The 19,918-nt window shown below is 67.1% G+C and carries 19 protein-coding genes and 1 pseudogene; 5 read left to right on the top strand and 15 right to left on the bottom strand.

The genetic code is table 11. From position 1 onward, the window contains the following. Positions 1–457: 457 nt before the first annotated feature. Complete coding sequence (locus ABZW96_RS12685; RefSeq protein ID WP_355074053.1) at positions 458–1,051, top strand: hypothetical protein; 594 nt, start codon at positions 458–460, stop codon at positions 1,049–1,051. Between the two features lie 173 nt (positions 1,052–1,224). Here the strand turns inward: ABZW96_RS12685 and ligD are convergent, their stop codons facing one another. The 10 genes from ligD to ABZW96_RS12635 form a co-directional block, all read right to left on the bottom strand. Further along, positions 1,225–2,166, bottom strand: coding sequence for a non-homologous end-joining DNA ligase (gene ligD / locus ABZW96_RS12680; RefSeq protein ID WP_355074435.1), 942 nt, complete (start codon positions 2,164–2,166; stop codon positions 1,225–1,227). 128 nt (positions 2,167–2,294) lie between these two features. Then, positions 2,295–2,954, bottom strand: coding sequence for a TetR family transcriptional regulator (locus ABZW96_RS12675; RefSeq protein ID WP_355074052.1), 660 nt, complete (start codon positions 2,952–2,954; stop codon positions 2,295–2,297). Next, positions 2,848–4,353: an MFS transporter gene (locus ABZW96_RS12670; protein ID WP_355074050.1), complete on the bottom strand. Its 1,506-nt coding sequence runs from the start codon at positions 4,351–4,353 to the stop codon at positions 2,848–2,850. Before ABZW96_RS12670 ends, ABZW96_RS12675 begins: the two co-directional genes overlap by 107 nt. A gap of 232 nt (positions 4,354–4,585) precedes the next feature. After that, positions 4,586–4,876 carry a hypothetical protein gene (locus ABZW96_RS12665; protein WP_355074048.1) on the bottom strand — a complete coding sequence of 97 codons (291 nt, stop codon included), beginning with the start codon at positions 4,874–4,876 and terminating at the stop codon, positions 4,586–4,588. A 147-nt stretch (positions 4,877–5,023) separates the two neighbouring features. Then, the gene (locus ABZW96_RS12660; RefSeq protein ID WP_355074046.1) at positions 5,024–5,215 is read right to left on the bottom strand and encodes a hypothetical protein; all 192 of its coding nucleotides are present in this window, start codon (positions 5,213–5,215) and stop codon (positions 5,024–5,026) included. Between the two features lie 166 nt (positions 5,216–5,381). Then, complete coding sequence (sigJ, locus tag ABZW96_RS12655; RefSeq protein WP_355074044.1) at positions 5,382–6,278, bottom strand: RNA polymerase sigma factor SigJ; 897 nt, start codon at positions 6,276–6,278, stop codon at positions 5,382–5,384. Then, positions 6,275–7,459, bottom strand: coding sequence for an FAD-dependent oxidoreductase (locus tag ABZW96_RS12650; protein ID WP_355074043.1), 1,185 nt, complete (start codon positions 7,457–7,459; stop codon positions 6,275–6,277). Before ABZW96_RS12650 ends, sigJ begins: the two co-directional genes overlap by 4 nt. A gap of 83 nt (positions 7,460–7,542) precedes the next feature. Continuing rightward, positions 7,543–8,001: a Tn3 family transposase gene (locus ABZW96_RS12645; protein ID WP_355074041.1), complete on the bottom strand. Its 459-nt coding sequence runs from the start codon at positions 7,999–8,001 to the stop codon at positions 7,543–7,545. 312 nt (positions 8,002–8,313) lie between these two features. Next, positions 8,314–9,519, bottom strand: coding sequence for a site-specific integrase (locus ABZW96_RS12640; RefSeq protein WP_355074040.1), 1,206 nt, complete (start codon positions 9,517–9,519; stop codon positions 8,314–8,316). Between the two features lie 240 nt (positions 9,520–9,759). Continuing rightward, complete coding sequence (locus ABZW96_RS12635; RefSeq protein ID WP_355074039.1) at positions 9,760–10,020, bottom strand: hypothetical protein; 261 nt, start codon at positions 10,018–10,020, stop codon at positions 9,760–9,762. A 356-nt stretch (positions 10,021–10,376) separates the two neighbouring features. On the opposite strand from ABZW96_RS12635, the gene ABZW96_RS12630 reads away from it, so the two are divergent. Further along, entirely contained in the window at positions 10,377–11,999 is a 1,623-nt protein-coding gene (locus tag ABZW96_RS12630; RefSeq protein WP_355074037.1) for a carboxylesterase family protein, read from the top strand. Between the two features lie 391 nt (positions 12,000–12,390). Here ABZW96_RS12630 and ABZW96_RS12625 read toward each other — a convergent pair whose 3' ends face one another. Next, a complete protein-coding gene (locus ABZW96_RS12625; protein WP_355074036.1) occupies positions 12,391–13,074 on the bottom strand; it encodes a type 1 glutamine amidotransferase domain-containing protein in 684 nt (227 codons plus the stop codon). A 114-nt stretch (positions 13,075–13,188) separates the two neighbouring features. Further along, positions 13,189–13,770 (bottom strand): TetR/AcrR family transcriptional regulator, encoded by a 582-nt coding sequence (locus ABZW96_RS12620; RefSeq protein ID WP_355074034.1) that lies wholly within the window; start codon positions 13,768–13,770, stop codon positions 13,189–13,191. A gap of 61 nt (positions 13,771–13,831) precedes the next feature. Between ABZW96_RS12620 and ABZW96_RS12615 the strand changes: the two genes are divergently transcribed. Next, the gene (locus ABZW96_RS12615) at positions 13,832–15,115 is read left to right on the top strand and encodes an NADH:flavin oxidoreductase/NADH oxidase family protein (protein ID WP_355074033.1); all 1,284 of its coding nucleotides are present in this window, start codon (positions 13,832–13,834) and stop codon (positions 15,113–15,115) included. 165 nt (positions 15,116–15,280) lie between these two features. Here the strand turns inward: ABZW96_RS12615 and ABZW96_RS12610 are convergent, their stop codons facing one another. The 3 genes from ABZW96_RS12610 to ABZW96_RS12600 all read right to left on the bottom strand — a co-directional run bounded on the left by ABZW96_RS12610 (position 15,281) and on the right by ABZW96_RS12600 (position 18,319). After that, the gene (locus tag ABZW96_RS12610) at positions 15,281–16,222 is read right to left on the bottom strand and encodes a sigma-70 family RNA polymerase sigma factor (RefSeq protein ID WP_355074032.1); all 942 of its coding nucleotides are present in this window, start codon (positions 16,220–16,222) and stop codon (positions 15,281–15,283) included. Positions 16,223–16,232: 10 nt separating this feature from the next. Beyond that, positions 16,233–17,423 (bottom strand): FAD-dependent oxidoreductase, encoded by a 1,191-nt coding sequence (locus tag ABZW96_RS12605; RefSeq protein WP_355074030.1) that lies wholly within the window; start codon positions 17,421–17,423, stop codon positions 16,233–16,235. 221 nt (positions 17,424–17,644) lie between these two features. Then, the gene (locus tag ABZW96_RS12600; protein ID WP_355074029.1) at positions 17,645–18,319 is read right to left on the bottom strand and encodes a GntR family transcriptional regulator; all 675 of its coding nucleotides are present in this window, start codon (positions 18,317–18,319) and stop codon (positions 17,645–17,647) included. A gap of 80 nt (positions 18,320–18,399) precedes the next feature. Here ABZW96_RS12600 and ABZW96_RS12595 point away from each other — a divergent pair. After that, a pseudogene (locus ABZW96_RS12595) lies at positions 18,400–18,927 on the top strand (YbhB/YbcL family Raf kinase inhibitor-like protein); the annotation flags it as partial. 392 nt (positions 18,928–19,319) lie between these two features. Then, entirely contained in the window at positions 19,320–19,907 is a 588-nt protein-coding gene (locus ABZW96_RS12590; RefSeq protein ID WP_355074027.1) for a phosphotransferase, read from the top strand. The last annotated feature ends 11 nt before the right edge of the window (positions 19,908–19,918 follow it).

Here is a 19,918-nt window from a genome sequence, read left to right as displayed (position 1 = left end):
GAACGAACTGGGTGTCCGTGCGGGAAGGGCACCGCTACTTCGAGCCAGGGCAGACCTTTTCCAGCCGCACCCGCACGGTAACCCGATGGGACGCAGGCCATTAGTGAGCCACACCGAACAAGCCGGGGGCAGCCACATAGGGAGCCTCCCACCGGGCACCTGGGACTCGATCCTGGCCGGGATCAAGCCCTGACACCAGTCTTAAGTAGCCGCATAGCGCGCTGACTGAATCGGTCAGCGCCGGGCCCAGTGAGCAGCGAGGCGACCGGCGCTGACATTTGCGGGAGATCGCCTGGCTCCAGGCTTCCGTTCCATTCGCGTCGACGGATAGGTCATAGGGGTGCAGTAGCATTCGCCGAAACCGGGCGGATATGGCGCGCCCCGACGAGAGATGCACAGCCTGAAGGACAAACAATGCCACAACATGGTGGGGCACCGACTCGATGGGAACTGGAGCGTGAGTGAGGATCAGCCCGCCATGGCGGGCCTCGGAGAAGTGCTGTCGTGCATCGGGCCGACCTGCGGGGACACCGTCAACTGGAGTGCGGCGGAGAAGATCTACGAAACTGCTTTTCCGGCCGACTATCGGTCCTTCGTTGCAGCCTTCGGCAGCGGCACGATCGAGGAGATGGTCGTCGTGTTCACCCCTGTCGTCTCCTCGGAGGAGGCGCGGATGGTGAAGGTATCGAGGCTCTCGCAGGCAGCGCTCGCGGACAAGGGGGTCAACGAGTGGGCTCCCGCCGACAGGGGCCGGTATCGGCTCGAGGACCTGCTCATCTGGGGCGGAACAGCTGCGGCCGACACTCTGTGCTGGATCACGACGGACCAGGACCCGGATCGATGGCCAGTCGCGGTGTACTCCCGCATGAACCACGAGTGGTCGGTGTATCCGTGCGGAATGGCCGAGTTCCTGCTGAAACTCGTGCGCAATGAGTGGCATCCAGGACCGATCAGCGACACTTCACTCGAGGGCGTGGTGGACCCGCGTTTCCTGCACGACAAGGACGAGGCAGCCGCATACGAGGCGGGGCTCGACCCCTGGGAGTACTGATCCGCACGACCCGGTCAATCCCGCTCGCAGAACTTCGCGTGGTAGCGATTCGCCACCCGAACGCGGATCGGCAGGAGCGCAGTTCCAGTCAGCGGTGATGTACGCCTACGCTGACGAGCGATCTACGAGCCAAAACGGTGCGAGCAATCAGCAATACAGCGGTGCATTTGGTTCTATAAAGGCATTTTCGCCTCACGCGGAGACTTGTCGGGGCGCAGCCCGCGCCAGCTGGGGTGGCGCAGGCCCTCGGAGGTGGCTTCGCGATATTCGATGTCGCCGACGAGGACCGGCTCGACCCAGTGGGCGGATGCCGCCACCGCGCGCGGCGGAGGGACGTCGAAGGGCGTGTCGGAGCGGGACAGCTCGTTCAGGCGAACTTGCAGCGAACGGCGGTCGCGCATGGTCCAGCCGGTGCCGACATTGCCGACGTGCACCAGCTGATCGTTGTCGTCGTAGGCACCCAGCGCCAGCGAGCCGAACGTCGCGGAGAAACGGCCCGTACCGGGCAGCCAGCCCGCTACGACGACCTCGGTCGTCTTGCGCAGCGGCGTCTTGATCCACAACGGAGACCGCCGCCCGGGGTAGTAGGCGGAATCGAGACGCTTGGCGACTATTCCCTCCAAGCCGTGTTCGCGAGCGACGTCGAGCAGCGTGTCGGCGTCGATATCGTGGTAGTACGGCGGGGTCCGGACCAGAGGCCGGTCCAGCGCCAGTTCCGCCAAACGCTCGCGACGCTCGGTGTAGGGCAGGTTCATGATGGACGCACCCTCGACAGCCAGGAGATCGAACGCCAGATACTGCGCCGGGAATCCTCGCAGCAATTCCGCGCTGGGGGAGACGACATGCATCCGCCGTTGCAGGCGAGCGAACGACGGCGCCCCCGTCTTCGGATCCGGCGCCACGATCTCCCCGTCGAGGATCAGCTCACCCCCCTCGCCCAGTTCGGCGAGAACCGCCGTGAGCTCAGGAAATGACCCACTGAGATCCCGATTGTTGCGACTGTAGAACCGGCATTCCCCCGCCCGGCACCGCGCGAGGGCGCGAATGCCGTCCCATTTCATCTCCAACGCCCACCGGCCGTGCTCCCGCGGTGGCCGTCCGGAGACGGCCAGCATCGGCGCCTGGACTGACAGCACTCAGTCAGCATATCGCCAGCAAATATCAGGTACGGGCTTCTCTCCACGGCACTTACACAAGGCCACTGGCACCCCACCCAGTGGGGGTTCGGCCAATCCCGCGCTGGTCAGCTGCCCGTCGGGGCCTCGCCGCAGAGCAGGGGTTGCAGGAGTGGGACGTACAGGTCGGCGACTTCGTCGGGGTCCAGTTGGGTGAGCTGGTCGGCTTGGACGGTCGCGTAGAGGGCGCCGAGGCCGAGCAGCACACCGATGGCCATCTCCGCTCGCAGCGGGGCGCCCGGGCCAGGGAGGCGGGCGGCGAGGGCGTCGATGACCTGCGTGCGGAAGTTGGCTCGTGCCTGCCCGCCGAGTTCCAAGTGGTGGCGGGAGAAGGCGATGCGCAGGATCGGGTCGCGGGTCTTTCCGCGTTGGGTGGCGATCAGATGCAAGACCATGTGCCGGGCGAGGCGGTCCAAGGGGGCGTCGAAGAGGGCGGTGGCGTCGGCGTCGAAAGTGAAGACCTGGGTGAACAGGTGTTCCTTGGTGCCGTAGTACTTCATCACGAGCGCCGGGCTCACGCCTGCGTCGTCGGCGATGGCGGCGATGGTGGTGTCGGCGTAGGCGTGGCGTGCGAAGGCGCGCCGGGCTGCGGCGAGGATGTCCGCACGGCGGGCGTCGGCATCACGCGGTCGTGCCGACCGGTCCTGGGCCGGGTCGGGCTTCGGCGGATCTATGGACCTCGATCGCAGGCGGGCACTGCGCGGAGAGGGGGAGTTCGGGTCGGACATCTTGTTCAGGCTCCTGGAGGAGGGACGGCGCGGATCGCGGCTGGCGCGGGACGAGACAGGCGGCCGCGCAGGCCAGCAGAGCGACCGCGCCTGCGACGGCGAAGGCCATCCGGTACCCGTTCAGGGTCGGCGCCGCCACGGCCACGCCCGCCGTGTCGGCGAACGGGCGGGTGTGCTGGGCCAGCACGGTGGCGACCACCGCGCTGCACAAGGCTTGCCCGATGGTGCGCATGAGAACATTGAGGCCGTTCGCTGCCGCGGTCTGCTCCAGCGGCACCGCCCGCATGATCAGCAGGGGCAGGGCGGAGTAGGCGAGTGCCGTGCCGACCGAGACCACGGCCGCGCCCACGATGACCGCCCACAATTGCCGACTGTCGGCGATGCGTAGGCCATAGCCGCCCGCGATGATCATCGTGCCCAGGGTGAGGGTGGCCTTGGCCCCGCGGGCGGCGGACAGGCGGGCGGACAAGGAAGCACACAACACCATGATCACACCGCTGGGCAGTAGGCATACACCCGCCGCCACCACCGAGAGCCCTAGACCGTACCCGGTGACCCGGGGCGCCTGGACCAGTTGCGCGGTGACGAGGGAGTTGGCGTAGAAGGCGAACCCGGCCAGCGACGCGGCCAGGTGGGGCAGCAGAACCGCCGGACGCATCGCGAGGCGCACGTCCACCAGTGGCCGCGACACGCGGCGCTGGTGGACAGTCCAGCCCGTCAGGATCAGCAGCGCCGCCCCCGACAGGCCGAGAACCCGCCAACTGCCCCAGCCCCACTCACCTGCCTTCGACAAAGCCAGCAGCAAGAACACTAGCCCCGCACTCAGCCCGCACGCCCCGAGTAGGTCGAAACGCCCCGGCGACCGGACCAGCTCTTTCCGCAGCAGCCGCCACGCCAGGGCGAGCACACCCGTCGAGAGCATGGTCATGGCCCAAAACATCGCGTGCCAGTCCGCGTACTGCACCAACAGCGCGGCCAGCGGCAGACCAAGAGCCGCGCCGATGCCCACCGTCGAACTCATCAGCGCCACCGAGGAACCCGTCCGCTGCGGCGGCAGCACACCCCGCAGGAAACTGATCGACAGCGGCACCACCGCCGCGCCCACACCCTGCAGCGCCCGCCCTACCAACAGCCACGGGAGGGTGGAGGCGAATGCGCACACCAGCGACCCGGCGGCGAGTGCCCCGAGCGCGAGCAGAAGCATCGGCCGCTTGCCGTACATGTCCCCGGCACGCCCAAGCAGCGGGGTGGCGACCGCGCCGGTCAGCAGCGTAAGTGTGACCACCCACCCGACATCGACCGGTGCCGCGCCGGTCAGCCGGGGCAGTTGCGGCAGCAGCGGCACGACTGCGGTCTGCACCAGCGTGGTGACGATGCCACCAGCCGCCAGAACGGCCATGACGCCACGGTCGGCAGTCGGAGACGTCGACGGGTGCGAATCAATGGGCACAGCGAAACCCTCTCGGAGGTGAATGGCGTTCACCACCATAGGTGAACGCCATTCACCTCACAAGGGCCGGCCGCCGCCGCTTGCCACGCCGGCCACCGGCGTTCGACCCGCTATCTACCGGCACGCAACATGCTCGCCGCGGTATCAACCGGCTCGAACAACCCCGCACCGTCGCCGGCCGCTACGAAAGAACGCCGGCCGCCACCTTGCCGTCCCGCTCGATATGAGCGATCGCTTCGTCGGTCAGTTCCGCCGAGGTTACGTCACCGGCGCGCAATGCGGCCGCGCACTCTTCGGCCGACCGAAAATTCCACTCCGTGAATTCGACGGTATCGGCCTGTCGCAGCGGACATAAAATGCCGCTTCGCGCAAACGAGAAAGTCGAACAGGTGGCCTTCGGTTCAAATTGACGCACTCGTTCTGTCATATCCCAGGTCAGGGAGTCGGCAGTGCCGAGATCGGCGCGGGCCATGAAATACTGTGATCCGCTCCGGCCGCCGACTGTCCGACCGCCGCTTGTCATGGCGACTTGCCGCGAGATCGGTGCCACCCCGGAAATCAGGAGACGTGCCCACGAGGCGGGGTGACCGTAAGGAACGTGTCACCAGGTACATGAGCGCTATGCGCGTGGTGCGGCTGCGCTGATGATGCGGTGGATGGTGGAGCGGCCGACGCTGTATTCCTCGGCGAGGTCTGCCAGGCTCGCGTCATCGGCGGGGTCGTGGTAGCGGCGGTGGATCGTTTTCCGCTCGGCGAGAGATGGTTTCGGCTGCTTGCCCTCGAGGCGGCCTTTCGCGCGGGCCTTGGCCATGCCCTCGCGGGTCCGCAGGTGATCGGGTTAGCCTCGAATTCGGCAACCATGGTAAGGGTTTGCAGGAACAGCTTGCCGAACGGGTCGGCCCAGTCGTAGACCTGGCTGCCGAGCCCGGTGTTCCGGTGGCGGATCGGCATACGGAACACCACGACATCGTCCGGCCTTACCGGCTGATCCTGCGCGGGACCGTCACCGTGGCGAGTTTGTCCGGGTTGCGGATGGCGTAGAGGTTGGTGATCTGCCCGTCGGAGATCTCGATCAGGAAGACACCTTCGAGCAGCTCGCCGCGGTAGGCGACCATCGCGGGCGTGTTGTTGCAGGTGACCATCTCTATCCGCATGTCCGACGTCGGCTGCCTGGCGTGGAACAGTTTGATGAGGACTGCGGCCACCTTCTCCGCGCCCACCACCGGTCGCCGCGCCGCGGTGGCCTTGCCGCCGCTGTCGGCGGTCCAGGTGACCTCGGGAGCGAGGAGCGAGAGCAGCCCGGCCGTGTCACCAGTGGTCGCCGCTGTCATGAACTGTTCGGTGATGTGCGCGATCTCGGCTGCGTCGACGGGCTCGAAGCGTTTACGCCGCGCGTGTACGTGGGAGCGCGCACGGTGGGCCACCTGGCGCACCGTCATCACGGATTTGCCCACCGCTGCGGCGATCTCGTCATAGTCGAAGCCGAACACCTCGCGCAGCACGAATACCGCACGTTCGTGTGGAGTGAGTGTTTCCAGCAAAACGAGCATCGCCATCGATACCGACTCGGCGAGCACCATATCCGCCGATGCGTCGTGCTCGTCGACCAGCAGTGGTTCAGGCAGCCACGGGCCGATGTAGTCCTCACGACGGCGCGTGCCGGCGCGCACAGAGTTGAGCGCTTGACGGGTCACCAGCCGGGCCAGATACGACTTGGTGTCGCGCACCGTCGCAAGGTCCACCTCGGCCCATCGCAGATAGCTGTCCTGCAGCACGTCGTCGGATTCGGTCGCCGAGCCCAGGATTTCGTAGACGATCGTGAACAGCAACGGCCGCAGCAAGGTGAAACGCTCGGTGTGCTCGTCGGTCATCATGCGGACCCGACCACCTGTCCGGTGGAGGACGACTGTTCAGGACGCGGGCCGCCCTTGAGCCAGGCCAGCGAACCCGGCTTGCGGGCCTCCCGGCGGATTTTGCTTACCCCGATCTTGCAGGTCATCTCCTTGATTCTCGCGCCCGCACGACCGCCGATGTAGAGGTTGATCGCGATGTCGTCTTTGCGCGCGAGCTGCCGGATACCGACATGGCGGCCGAGGCTGACGCAGGTTCCCAACAGGGCCAGGTCGATCGCCGCGGGTTCGGTGCCCGCGACGCGGCTCAGCACGGTATCGGCGGCCTGCGCCCCGAGCGGGCCCGCGCCCTGGCCACTCATCCGCAGCGGCTGCCCTGAAGGTGCGGCGGCGTCGCCGGTCGCCACGATGCGCTCGTCGTCGATGCTCGTCAGTGTCTCGTCGGTGAGCAACCGGCCGAGGGCATCGGTGCGAAGCCCGCTGTCTGCCGCCAGCTTCGGCACGCCGAATCCGGTCGTCCAGATGGTGAGCGTGCTCGGACGCATCCCCCCGTCGGCGAAAACGACCGCATCCGGCCGGACTTCGGTCACCTTGCTGGCCTCGAGCACGACGACATTGTGCCGCGACATCCACTTGGCGACGTAACGGCGACCCGGCGCACTCAGTGACGGCATCAGGCATCCACCACACACCAGAGTGACCATGCGTCCTTGTTCGGCGAGTTCAGCGGCCGTTTCGATACCCGTTGCCCCGCCGCCGACCACGGTGACCGGAGCATCGAGGGGCAACTCGTCCAGCCTGGCGCGCAGCCGCTGCGCAGCCTCGAATTCAGCGATGGGGAAAGCGAACTCGGCCGCACCAGGCACCGACGGTATGGCCGCCGTGCTGCCGACCGCGTAGATGACATGGTCGTAGTCCAGCGCGCCCCCCGACGCCAGTCGCACCGTGCGGGCGGCGCTGTCGATGCGCGTGGCGCTGTCGACCACCAGCTCGATGCCTTCACCGAGCAGCGTGCCGTAATCGACCGTCGCATCGCCGGTACCGGCAACCAACTGGTGCAGCCGGACTCGATCGACAAACCTCGGGCGGGGATTCACAAGCGCGATATCGACGTCGGTGCGCAGCCGCAGATGATTGGCCGCGACTGTGCCGGCATAACCGCCGCCGATAACGACGACCTTGTGGTGTGTGTTGTGTTCGGTCATGCCCTCAAGACACCGCGGATCACCGAGACATGACACGATGCGATGTGATGTGCGCCACTCACACTCGATGGAGTGAGTCGGAGTCATCCGCCGAGAGCAAGGCGGGTAGTCATGGTGAGTTCGACCTCGCCGTACGGCAGTACATGCGACCAGAACAGCGGGGTCAGGCCGCGCTCGTCCTCGGCGGCAAGTACGCCGTCCCAGTCCGGATCGGCGAGAACGTCCTGGATCATCAGGACATTCACGTAGACCAGGGCGGCCTGGCAGATGAGCAGGCGCAGCACACTCATCTCCTGCTCGTCGCGCCGGTTGGACGCGATCTCGGAGGTCTTGCCGTAGTAGATGACCGAGTTGGCACTGTTCCAGGACTCGACCACGTTCAGGCCGCTGTTGATCTCCCGCTGCAATTCACGACTTCGGTAGCGCGGCTCCAGCGCCTTGGGTAGCCCTAGCAGCTTGATGGCGCCCTGCCGGCGCTCCTTGATCTCCAACCAGGGACAGTGCGGCAGTGCGGCGTGCAGGGCGTCGAGTTCGGCGCCCATCTCCTCGCGCAGGTCATTGATGAATTTCGTCGGATCCAGGGCTTTGCCCAGCTTCTCGTAGTGCGAAATGCGGCGTTCCTCGAAGTCGGCCGGCAGATCCTCGGCGGGGCTTTTACGACAGCTTCATGTACCAGGTGACACGATCCTTACCGGCACGCCGAGCCAGGTGGACCCGTGCACGGCCGGAAAATGTAATCAAGGGCGAGATTTTCGCGGTGACCCGCGAGGGTGGCAATTGCTCTCGATGTGCGTCGCAGCCTTCATCGCGAGAATGCGGTGTTGCATTCAATGCGATTCATCCTGATTCCGGGCTCACAATCCGAGCTTGGTCACTGCGTTGTCTTCCAGGGGGTTGGCGGTGCGGATGTAGCCGTGAACGGTGCGCGGGTTGGTCCAGCGTCCCTGACGCATGATCTCGCGGTCGCTGGCGCCGCCGAGCGCGGCCTGTGTGGCGAAGCCGGCGCGCAGCGAATGTCCGGAGAACAGGTCGGGGTCCAGCCCGGCCCTGGCGGCATAACGCTTGACAAGTTCGGCGACCGCCCGCCCGGACATGGCGCGGTCGCCGATCGCGCCGTGCCGGTTGACGGTGGGGAAGAGAGGTAGATCCGCGTCGGTGAGCGTGGTGCCGGTGAAGCCGTGGCAACGGTGGATGTCGGCCGATCTCGCGGGAAGGTCGGCGAGCCAGGACCGGACACCGATAGTCCCCGCAGCGGCGTGTGTTTCGCGTAGGCGTAGCCAGTCGGCGAGGGCGCAGACCGGGCAGGTCGCGGGACGGCGGCCACGGGGGAGCGCCACGCGCTGTTCGGCCGCGCCGGTAGGGTCGGTCTTCGTCGCGGGCAGCCGGATCAACAGAATCGGTTCGCCGGTCGTGTGGTCGAGACCGACTTCGACGTCCCCGATGCGCAGACCGGCCAGTTCACTGCGGCGAAGGGCGCCGGCGAAACCGACGAGCAGCACGAGCGAATCCCGGCGCCGGGCGGGTTCGGCGGGCCAGCCCGGTTCGGGTAGTCCGCCCAGCAGTTGATCGAGAGTGTGCAGCAGGACAGGGCGTTTACGTCGGGGTTGCGCCCGCCGGGTGCGGCGGATGCCGCGCAGCGTCAGGCGCACCACATCGGATCGAGTCGGTGACGGCAGGCCGTTGGCCGCGTGCACCGCGGCGATCGCGGCCGACTTGCGTTCCAAAGTCGCGGGACTGAACGCCCATTCGCCGCCGGCGCGGCGGGCGTCGGCCGCCGCCGCGAGATAGACGGCCACGTCGAGCGCGTCGGCAGGCAATGCCTGACGCCCCTCGGTGGCACACCACGCCGACCACGCCACCCAGTCGGCCCGATAAGCGCGCAGCGTGTTCGCCGACTGCGACGCTTCGAGATACCGCCGCAGCGATCCGGCTTGATCGTCATCGAAACGGTCACGCACCAGCCGCAGTGCCGCCGCATCGACCAGCACGCTGCGCACCCCACGACGCAACTCGGTGCGCACCGACTCCGGAACCGCGACCACACTGGATCGATCGTCCATGGTTCGGCTCCCGTGTTCCTAACGATGACGGACTCGTTCGCGCCACGACTTTCGGCGCAGGAATGCCAGCCTACGGCACCGAAGCGGCGGCACTTGCGGAGTCTGTCGAGTGACAATTCGCCTGCGCTAGTGCCGTCCGATGCGCGCTGACGCACGGAAACACCATGCGTCACAGTGACGTTATAGGTCCGTTCGATCAGGTGTTGTCACCGGCCGCGCCGACGCGGCCCACCGATCCGGTCATGCCGTGAAGAGTCGGGGCGTGCGAACTTTCGGCTGCGGAATCGGCCGGGCTTGCGATCCGCGATCGGTACGCAGGATGCCGCCGGACACCGGCTCGGTTCCCTCCTCGACGTCGGCCTGGCGCATCCATTTCGCCAGCGTCACCGGGTGGATCCCGAAATCGGCGGCGATCTGCTCCAGGGTCACCTCGGCGTTGCGAGCGACACGGCCGACGTCCTCACGAAGCTCGCGGGGGATACGGCTTTGGGCAGAGGGCATCCTTCGGCCCGTCCCGACAGGCAAGCCACTTCGGTTATCACCTATCCCGGCAGATCAGATGAGAACTGACATTTGAAGTCAGCAGAGGGGGTACCCAGTTTTTCGCTCTTTTCGTGGCGGTTTAGTTACGTCACTACCAACGCTACGAAACGTAATTATCACAACGGTAGCCGGACATGAAGCGTCGTCCTGACCGCCGATAAGGTTCACTTATCGGAGGTCAGAACTGGAGGGCTGATTTCGGAGACGACTGGACCTGGAGTGTCCCGTCTCAATGAAACTGGCCAAGTATCAGTGAATCTGACGACCGTAAATGTGTATCTGGCCAATGTCTCGAAATTCTCGGCCACTGTGGCATGATCACCCGCGATCTGGCGTCGACGAACGGCATGGACGGGGTGGTGGGCGTGACTGGCGGGGGTTCTGATGTGCGCGTTGAAGGTTGGGGGCGTTTCGAACCAGAGATCCGAACGACTGCGGGGATTGTGCGCGGCAGGTGGGAGAACGCAGTCGCGATCTTCCGGGGCATCCCCTTCGCCGAGTCACCATTCGGCGCGCGTCGGTTCGCGGCTCCCGTTGCAGTACAGCGCTGGGATGGTGTCCGCGACGCGCTGGAGTTCGGTCCACCGGTTCCCCAAGCGAGCCATCGAGGTTCGGTGATGTCGTCGGTGTCCGGCAGCGCCGATGATGATTCCGCGGACTGTTTGACGCTCAACGTCTGGTCACCCGAGCCTGGTACCGCCCGGCTGCCGGTGATGGTGTGGATTCACGGGGGCCGATACCTCGAGGGCGCCGCCAGCAACCCGCACCAGGACGGTGCGACTCTCGCCGCGTGCGGTGTGGTGATGGTCAGCATGAACTATCGAGTGGGCGTGGAAGGTTTCGCCCACATCGCCGGAGCCCCGGACAACCGCGGCATTCTCGACCAGATCGCAGCCTTGCGGTGGGTACAGGACAATATCGCCGCGTTCGGCGGCGATCCCGGCAACGTCACTGTGTTCGGCCAGTCCGCAGGGGCTGGTTCTGTCGCGGCGCTGCTCGCTATGCCCATGGCAGCGGGGCTGTTTCGTCGTGCGATATCGCAGAGCCTGCCGGGCACGTACTTCTCCCCACGGCTCGCCGGCGCGATCTCCGCGACGATCGCCGCGGAACTCGGTGTGCGCGCCACCGTCGATGAGCTCGCCGGTATCCCGCCGCGTGCGCTGATCGAGGCGACCGACGCGGTGAGTCGGAAGATGCCCGAATTCGTCGAATCGTGGGGACCCACGGCGCTGACGCCTACGCCGTTCTCACCGGTTGTCGATGGCGTCGTACTGCCTGCTGCGCCGTGGCATTCGCTCGCCAACGGTGCCGCGCGGGGTATCGATCTGCTCATTGGACACACCCGTGACGAGTACTCGCTGTTCAACGCCCGGCGCGGCACAGAGATGACCGATGAGCAGGCGACCGCCGCACTCGAACGTCTCGCGCCCGTCTCGGACAGCAGCGGCGGATACCGCGCCGCCTACCCGGAGGCCGCCCCTGAACAGCTGTATGAGCTCGTCAACTCCGACTGGCTGCTTCGGATGCCGAGCCTGCATCTCGCCGATGCCCAATACGCCGGGCATGGACCCGTGTGGCTCTATGAACTGTGCTGGAGCTTCCGCCGGGATCAGGGTGCCTCGCACAGCCTCGACATGCTGCTTGTGTTCGGCACGCTCAGCGCCGACGAGGTGCGTGGCCACCCCTTGGCCTACCCGAACGCCGCGAATGAGGTCCTGGAGGTCTCCTATCAAATGCGCAGCGACTGGGTGCATTTCGCGACCACCGGAAACCCTGGCTGGGCGTCCTACGATCCGGGAAGCCGATCCACTCGTGTCTACAGCGCCCAGCCGACTACCCAGCCTTATCCCGAGGAACGCTCACGCCTTATCTGGCATACACACCGGTTCGACTCCCTGGACCTATGCCAAAGCGTCGGAGTGGGAGGTGGTCGGTGACCAGCCAGGGGCATGGTCTGCACCTGGTGCCAAGCGGGGTAGCGGCGGAGCCAGTTCGAGGGTTCGAAGTCGGCTTCGTCGATCCAGAGGCTGGAGAGGTCCGTCGCTTCTGCCGGACGCCACGGCGGTGGCGTCCGAGCGGGTGGCGCCGATCCGGTCGATCCCGTCGTTTCAGGGGCAGCGCAACCGTCCAGCAGAGCTGCATCGAACCGCAGCCGTGGGTCACCCCGACGCTGTCGTGCGTGAAGCCCTGTATCCAGCGGTGGACTACACCTGCTTGTCACGGGCCGAGGAACAATCGTTCGTACGGCAGGCGGGGCAGCGGTAGATGTCCGCCCGGCTCGGCGGCGCGTGGGCCATCCACTTCGGGTCGGACGCCGGTGCGGAGGGGTCACAGCAGGGCGGCGACCTTCTTCGCCGTCTCCTTGGCTGATCCGGGGTTCTGGCCGGTCACGAGGTTGCCGTCGACCACGGCGTAGGAGAGGAACGGCAGCTTGCCTTTCTCGTAGCGGGCGCCGCGCTTTTTCATCTCGTCCTCGGCGTTGTAGGGCACGAGCTTGTCTACGCGGATAAGGACTTCCTCCTGCCAGGCAAACCCGGTCACCCTGCGACCGGCGACAAGGTGGGACCCGTCGGAGAGCTTGGTGTTGAGCAGGCCGCAGTAGCCGTGGCAGACCGAGGAGACGATGCCGCCGCGCTCGTAGATCTCCCGGGTGATGCGCTGCAGGCCCTCGCTGTCGGGGAAGTCGTACATCACCGCATGCCCGCCGGTGAAATAGATGGCGTCGTAGTCGGCCGAGTCGATCTGGTCGGGGCTGACGGTGTTCTCCAGCAGCGCCATCCGTGCCGGATCGGCACGCCAGGCTTTCGCGGTCTTGTCGTAGTTGGGGAACTTCAGTGACCGCGGTTCGAGGGGAGCGGGGCCGCCCGCCGGGCTGATGATGGTCTGCTCGAATCCGTGCTCTTCGAAGACCTGCCAGGCGTGGGTGAGCTCGGACAACCACAAACCGGTCGGGTGGGACGGGTCGTCGTAGTGGCCGACGTTGGTGACGACGTTCAAGATGCGTTTGCTCATGGTTGGTCATCCTCCTGAATGTTTACATTGCGCACATTGGCAAGGCTAGGGCGGGATGTGAGCACTGTCAACACCCGTGTCGGTGTGAGTGGGCACACTCTGGGCGGCGCCGGCCTACTGTGTGCGCGCGGAAAGGATCGCGGCGAACGCGGCGCGCACTCGATCGGCCACTTCGTGGCTCGACTCCGCCGGGAGCTTGCCGTCCAGGTGTAGGTATGCCATGCCATGGGCCAGCGCCCACCATGCCGAGGCCAGCGCCTGGGGGTCGCCGTCCGGGAAGACCTGCTTCATCGCGAGTTGTACGAGATCGTGGATTTCCGCTGCCGCCTGGACCCGCTCCTCGTTGCCCTCGTCGCAGGCGTTGCCGAACATCAGGCGAAACAACGCCGGCCGGCGCAGGGCGAACTCGACATAGGCGACCGCCAGCTCGCCGAGCCCCGCCGCCGATGTCGGGAGCTCGCGTCCGTCGCTCAGGTCCGCCTTCAGGTCACGTAAGCCCTGCACGGCCAGCGCGGACTCCAGGGCGTCGCGGTCGGCGAAGTGCCGATAGGGCGCGGTCGGCGACACGCCTGCCTCGCGAGCGATGGCACGCAGCGAGAACGGTTCGCCGACTTCGAGTAGGTGCATCGCCGCCGTCAGTAGCGACGCCCTGAGGTTGCCGTGATGGTAGCCACTCCTCTTCGCCGAAGTTGACATCGCTTACATCCCTTTCTAGGCTCATGTTAGCAATGTAAACTTACCGCATTCAGGAGCGGCGATGCCATCAACAGCCCCCATCCCTGCGAGGTCAGGCGGCGCGGAGCGGACTTCACCGGTCTTCGCGCCGTTCACCCTCCCGAACGGCTCCGTGGTCGCCAACCGGCTGGCCAAGGCCGCTATGGAGGAGAACATGGCCGCAACCGGTCAACTCCCCGACGAGTCCCTGTTCCGGCTCTATCGACGTTGGAGTCGAGGCGGGGTCGGACTGATCATCACCGGCAATGTCATGGTCCACGCCGAGGCGCTCACCGGGCCGGGCGGAGTCGTCCTGGACGCGGAGTCGCCGCTGGAACCGTTCCGTCGGTGGGCCGTCGCCGCGAAGAGCGGCGGCGCGCGGGTGTGGATGCAGATCAACCATCCCGGCCGGCAGGTGCGCGCGGACATGCCCGGCGTCGCCTGGGCGCCGTCGGCGATCCGTGTCGATGTCGGCAAGAACAGCAAGCGATTCGCCGACCCGGTCGAGATGTCCCCGCGGCAGATCGAGGAAACCGTGCAGCGCTTCGCCGAGACGGCGCGTCGGGCCGAGGCGGCTGGGTTCGACGGTGTGGAGATCCATGCCGCCCACGGCTATCTGCTGTCGCAGTTTCTCTCGCCGCTGACCAACCGGCGCGCCGACCAGTGGGGCGGCAGCCTGGAGAATCGGGCCCGGCTGCTGCTCGATATCGTGCGTGCGGTGCGGGCCGCGGTCGCTTCCGGCTTCGCCGTCGCGGTCAAACTCAACTCCGCCGACTTCCAGCGCGGCGGCTTCGATGCTGACGACGCCGCGACCGTGCTCGCGATGCTGGCCCCGCTCGGCGTCGACCTCGTCGAACTCTCCGGGGGCAGCTACGAGGCCCCTGCCATGACCGGCCAAGCCAGTGACCAGCGGACCCGAGCCCGTGAGGCCTACTTCCTCTCTCTCGCCGAAGAACTCGCGGCAACCAGCCCGCTGCCACTGATGCTGACCGGAGGTGTCCTCCGGCGACCGGTGGCCGAGGAGGTCCTGGCCGGCGGCATCGATCTCGTCGGCATGGGCAGCGCGCTGGCCGTCGACCCTGACCTGCCGAACCGGTGGCGCCGGGACGCTGACGCCAAGGTCGAACTCGCACCCGTGGAGATCAAGGACAAGGCTGTCGCGTCCGCCGCGAGCATGGCCCGAGTGCGACAACAGCTTCGCCGCCTCGGCGCCGGACGGCGCGCGCGTCCCGGGATCAACCCCAAGGTCGCTCTCCTCCACGAGACCGTGCTCCAGCGTCGCGCACTGCGCCGCTACCGCACCTGGCTGAACAACCGTGCCGCGTAAGGCCACCGGCCCCTTTCCCGGCAAATCGATCGCATCCCATGCCTTCGGCAATCTCCTGTTCCACCCGCCGATCCGCCCCGTGTTGATCTTGCGCATCAGCTCGAACAGATCCACCAACGCGTCAGTGACCACTGACGAACGTGAAATCAACTGTCGGACAGCCGCTTACCACGATTCGATCAGCGGGGCGGCATGCTCCTGCCGCTGCCATTCTTCGGTGAGGCGACCGAGTCGGTCCGGCGCGGCGATGCCGCGCATGCCTGCGATCTTGTCGTCACGGATCTCCAGGACCACCACGCCCACGACGCGGTCGTCGAGCGTGGCGAGCATGGCCGGGCAGCCGTTGACCACGGCGGCATGGATCGAGGGCGAGCCGCCGGCGAGTCTCCGCTTGGCCGGAGACGGTTTGAAGCCGGCCCGCACCACGCCGGCGATTCGCTGCGGGGTCGAGTACCGGATCAGCTTCTCGGCCAGCCCCAGCCCGGCGCCGTCGGAGATGCCGGTCGCGTCGTCGGTCAGCAGCGCCAGCAGCCGTTCGGTCCGGCCCGAGGAGGCGGCGTCGACGAACGCCTCGACGATTCGGCGTGCCGCGGCTCGGTCGACGTCGGTGCCGTTGCCCGCGGCGGCGATTCGGCGCCGGGCTCGGTGGGTGTGTTGCTGACTGCCGGCCTCGGTGATGCCGAGAATCTGGGCGATCTCGGCGTGGCTGTAGGCGAAGGCCTCGCGTAGCACGTAGACGGCCCGTTCGATCGGCGACAGACGCTCCATGAGCGTGAGCACCGCCAGGGTCACCGATTCGCGCTGCTCGACGGTGTCGGCCGGACCCAGCATCGGGTCACCGTCGAGGAGCGGTTCGGGCATCCAGGCGCCGACCGCGCGTTCGCGGCGCACCTTCGCCGAACGGAGCCGGTCGAGCGCCAGATTGGTGACGATCTTGGTCAGCCATGCCTCGGGCACATCGACGTACTCCTGGTCGGCGGCCTGCCACCGCAGGAACGCGTCCTGCACCGTGTCCTCGGCATCTGCGGCCGAGCCGAGCAGACGGTAGGCGAGGGAGGCCAGCCGATTGCGGCTGGCCTCGAAACGCGCCACGGTGGCAGTGTCCATGAGCACGACCCTATGCGGCGACCACGTGGGGCGAGTGCTCTGCGGTGGTGGCCGAGCGATAGTGGCGACTCGGCTTTCCGAAGGTCGGGTGGCTCACGCTCCAGGCGGCAGTCCGAAGGATCGCCGACTTGACGCGCGCGGCCGTCCCGCCGCACAGAGCCCACGACTTCGCACGTGCGTCACCGTCGACCAGCTGGAAGATCCCATCCTTGCGGCCGAGACTGATGTGGTTGCCGACATACGCCAGCGAGGTCGTCGAGACCTTGCGCCCGGTCCGGTCCCCGATGATCGCGGCGGTCGCCTGCATGCTGGTGAATCCCGCGGAAGCGCAGGACATCGGCAACGGCCGACCGTTGTCACCGATGACGAAGACGCTGTCACCGGCGACGTAGACGTCCGGGTGGGAGACCGACCGCATCTGACGGTCGACCGTGATCTGGCCGTTGGCCACCACCTCGAGGCCGCTGGCGGCGGCGATCGGGTGGACGGCGAAGCCTGCGGCCCACACGGTCGCGTCGGAGGCGAAAGCGGTGCCGTCGGCGGCGACCGCTGCCGCCTCCTCGACGCGCTCGATGGCGGTGTGCTGGTGGACCGTGATATCGAACCTGTCGAAGGCGCGCAGCAGGTGACGGCGAGCCTTCGTGCCCAGCCAGCCGCCCAGTTCGCCGCTGGTGGCCAGGCCGACCCGAAGGCCTGGGCGTGATTCGGCGATCTCGGTGGCGGTCTCGATCGCGGTCAGATTGCCGCCGACTACCAGCACCTTCCCGTCCCCGCCCAGCTCGTCCAGGCGTGCGCGCAGGCGCAGCGCGGACGGCCGCGCGGCCACGGGGAAGGCGTGCTCGTGGACGCCCGGAACGCCGTGGTCGGCGGCAGCGCTGCCGAGCGCGTAGAGGAGGGTGTCGTATCCGAGCCGCTCGACGCCCTCGGCGTCGGCGACTGTGACACTCCGGTGCTCGACGTCGACGTCGGTTACCCGCGCCAGTCGCAGCTGGATGCCGGTACCCGCGAACATCTCCGCCAGCGGCCGGTGGCGGAGATCCTGCCCGGCGGCGAGCTGATGCAGGCGCAACCGTTCGACGAAATCGGGTTCGGCGTTGACGACAGTGATCTCGAAGTCGTCGGAATGGAGTTGGCGCGCCAGGTATCCGGCGGAGAAGGCTCCGGCGTATCCGGCCCCGAGGACGACGATGCGGTGCTTCATGGTTCGCTCCTGTCTGGTTCGCGTGCTCCCTGAACGAGACAGCCCCCCAATCCCTGACAGCATCGACCAGTGACGTGAGTCACTCCCGAAACTCGCACGACCTCACGGCTATCGGGCAGGGAAGGCGATCCATTCGCCGAAGGAAGCTGCTGATGCTGTCCGCGTCCCCGGCGGCCCCACCGGGGACGGGCCGCGCCTGTCCGGCACTCCGGCCTCACCGATCACGGTTCCAGTCCGGCGGCAGTCAGGGTGAGGTGCCGGGCCAATGCGTCGGCTGCGGCGTCGGCGTCACGGGCCAGTGCCGCCTCTTCCAGTCGGCGGTGTTCTTCGACGCCGTCGCGGTCGGGATTGCGGCGGGTCGACCAGCAGCGGGTCAGCTCGCTGGCGGTCCACAGCCGGTCGAAGGTCTCCAGTAGGACTGGGTTACCGCAGCCATCGATCAGGGCTCGATGAAAAAGCCGGTGTGATTCGGACCATGCCTCGCTGTAGTGTTCGCCGTCTCCCGGTAGGTAGACCGGAGTGCCGGCCATGCGGTGGTGGGCGGCTCGCACGCGAGCCTCCCAGTCCAGGTCGCCGCGCTCGATGGACATACGCAATAGGACTGGTTCGATGGTCCGGCGGGCCTCCGCGATCTCCTGCCATCGGCGGTCGGAGAAGGCGGGAACGGCGAAGCCGCGGTTGGGCAGCCGGTCGGCGAGGCCCTCGCCGACCACCCGCACCAGCGCCTCGCGGACGACGGCAAGGCTCACGTCCATCTTCTTCGCCAGATCCTGCGGCTTGAGGGCCTGACCGGGAGCGTATTCCCCGCGCATGATCGCGCCCCGTAGGTGCGCGTAGACCTGCTCGGAGAGCATCTTCTTTCCGGGTGAGTCCGGAGTGCGCGATGTCCGATGCATACCCAGATAATAGATCATCTAGAGAATAATCGATTATTTTTGTACCGTGGATGTCGGTAGATGAACGGAAAGAAGACACGATGAGCGCCAACGACCCCTTCGCCCGCCTCCCCGAGGCGGCCTCCTTCACCGTCACCAGCACCACGGTCACCAACGGCGGCGCTTGGCCGCCCGCGCAGTTCTCCTCCGGCGTTCCCGGCGGGAAGGACGTCTCCCCGCAGCTGTCCTGGAGCGGCGCGCCGGAAGGCACGGCGAGCTACGCCGTCACCGTCTACGACCCCGACGCTCCGACCGGGTCGGGATTCTGGCACTGGGCGGTCGCCGACATCCCGGCCACCGTGACCGAGTTGCCCGAGGGCGCCGGTGACGACACGGGGGCGGGTCTGCCGACCGGCTCCTTCCAGTTGCCCAACGACGCCCGCGCGGCCAGGTTCAGCGGCGTGGCCCCTCCGCCAGGGCACGGCCCACACCGATACTTGGTCGTGGTGCATGCCCTCGACGTCGAATCCATCGGCGTGCCGGTCGACTCCACCCCGGCCCTGCTCGGCTTCGCCATGACCTCGCACATCCTCGGCAGGGCGGTTCTCATCGCCACTGCGGAAACGCCGCCTGCCGAAGGGAAACCGGCAGACGCCGAACGGGTCGAGGTGTCCCGGCTCATCCCCGCATCCCCCGATGCCGTCTTCGCGGTGCTGACCGACCCGAAAGGGCACGTGGACATCGACGCATCGGGAATGCTGATCGACGCCGAAGGGAAGCCGGTCGAGCGTCCCGGCGACCGATTCCTGGTCCACATGGATCGCGAGGCCCTCGGGGACGTTCCCCTGGGCAGGTACGAGGTCGAGGTCGTCATCACCAGGCTCGTTCCGGACGAGGAGATCGCCTGGACAGTCGAAACCGGTGGCCGCCGATTCGGCCACATCTACGGCTACCGGTTGGCACCTGCCGAGGGCGGCACCCTCGTCACGTCGTATTGCGACTGGTCACAGATCGATGAGAAATGGAAGCAGCGGCTCAGCTTCCCGGTGGTTCCCCGGTCCTCCCTCAAAGCCACCCTCGGGATCCTCGAGCGCACCGTCCGCCGCCGAGCCGGCCTCTGACCACCGGGACCGCCGGACCCGGCCGGTGTGGGGGACCGTCCTCGACCGCGGCAGGGCAAACATCCGGCGCAGAACTGGAAGTGGTTGTCCGCGAAGGCATGCTCTCCGGCGTGCTCGATTTCGGCGAGCTGGGCGCTGGCGATCCGGCGACGGATCTGGCTGCTGCATGGCTGATTCTGCCGGTGGGCAAGTCCACGCGGTTCTTCGATGCCTACTCCGCTACTGCGGCCAGCCCGGCCGCCGCACTGCCTGAAGTGCGTGATACGTCCTCGGTGGGGAAGCGAGGTTGCGCAGAATCGAACGCTACGATCTGGCCGTGTCGAAGGTGTGCAACTATCCGGGCTGTACGCGCCCGATTCCGAGCGGAGCAGGACCCGGTCGTCCCTCGGAGTACTGCGACCGGCCCGATCACACGCGCTGGCGTGCGTGGCGCGAGCGGCAACGGCAACAGCAGGAGGCCGAGACTGCGGCCACTGCCGTCACTGTGACGCAGCCGGGG

Origin of the sequence: Nocardia sp. NPDC004168, from assembly GCF_040610355.1 — a bacterium.
Classification (GTDB): domain Bacteria; phylum Actinomycetota; class Actinomycetes; order Mycobacteriales; family Mycobacteriaceae; genus Nocardia; species Nocardia sichangensis.
The sequence above is the reverse complement of the archived record's forward strand: the minus strand, read 5'-3'. Positions and strand labels throughout refer to the sequence as shown.

Bases quoted from the DNA above. Each gene is read 5' to 3' on its own strand.
- ABZW96_RS12650 (WP_355074043.1), bottom strand. From the start codon at position 7,459: ATGACCGAACACAACACACACCACAAGGTCGTCGTTATCGGCGGCGGT.
- ABZW96_RS12630 (WP_355074037.1), top strand. From the start codon at position 10,377: ATGATCACCCGCGATCTGGCGTCGACGAACGGCATGGACGGGGTGGTG.
- ABZW96_RS12670 (WP_355074050.1), bottom strand. From the start codon at position 4,353: ATGGCCGTTCTGGCGGCTGGTGGCATCGTCACCACGCTGGTGCAGACC.
- ABZW96_RS12665 (WP_355074048.1), bottom strand. From the start codon at position 4,876: ATGGCCCGCGCCGATCTCGGCACTGCCGACTCCCTGACCTGGGATATG.
- ABZW96_RS12660 (WP_355074046.1), bottom strand. From the start codon at position 5,215: ATGGCCAAGGCCCGCGCGAAAGGCCGCCTCGAGGGCAAGCAGCCGAAA.
- sigJ (WP_355074044.1), bottom strand. From the start codon at position 6,278: ATGATGACCGACGAGCACACCGAGCGTTTCACCTTGCTGCGGCCGTTG.
- ABZW96_RS12625 (WP_355074036.1), bottom strand. From the start codon at position 13,074: ATGAGCAAACGCATCTTGAACGTCGTCACCAACGTCGGCCACTACGAC.
- ABZW96_RS12645 (WP_355074041.1), bottom strand. From the start codon at position 8,001: ATGGGCGCCGAACTCGACGCCCTGCACGCCGCACTGCCGCACTGTCCC.
- ABZW96_RS12635 (WP_355074039.1), bottom strand. From the start codon at position 10,020: ATGCCCTCTGCCCAAAGCCGTATCCCCCGCGAGCTTCGTGAGGACGTC.
- ABZW96_RS12615 (WP_355074033.1), top strand. From the start codon at position 13,832: ATGCCATCAACAGCCCCCATCCCTGCGAGGTCAGGCGGCGCGGAGCGG.
- ABZW96_RS12640 (WP_355074040.1), bottom strand. From the start codon at position 9,519: ATGGACGATCGATCCAGTGTGGTCGCGGTTCCGGAGTCGGTGCGCACC.
- ABZW96_RS12675 (WP_355074052.1), bottom strand. From the start codon at position 2,954: ATGTCCGACCCGAACTCCCCCTCTCCGCGCAGTGCCCGCCTGCGATCG.
- ABZW96_RS12600 (WP_355074029.1), bottom strand. From the start codon at position 18,319: ATGCATCGGACATCGCGCACTCCGGACTCACCCGGAAAGAAGATGCTC.
- ligD (WP_355074435.1), bottom strand. From the start codon at position 2,166: ATGCTGGCCGTCTCCGGACGGCCACCGCGGGAGCACGGCCGGTGGGCG.
- ABZW96_RS12610 (WP_355074032.1), bottom strand. From the start codon at position 16,222: ATGGACACTGCCACCGTGGCGCGTTTCGAGGCCAGCCGCAATCGGCTG.
- ABZW96_RS12605 (WP_355074030.1), bottom strand. From the start codon at position 17,423: ATGAAGCACCGCATCGTCGTCCTCGGGGCCGGATACGCCGGAGCCTTC.
- ABZW96_RS12620 (WP_355074034.1), bottom strand. From the start codon at position 13,770: ATGTCAACTTCGGCGAAGAGGAGTGGCTACCATCACGGCAACCTCAGG.
- ABZW96_RS12590 (WP_355074027.1), top strand. From the start codon at position 19,320: ATGGAAGCAGCGGCTCAGCTTCCCGGTGGTTCCCCGGTCCTCCCTCAA.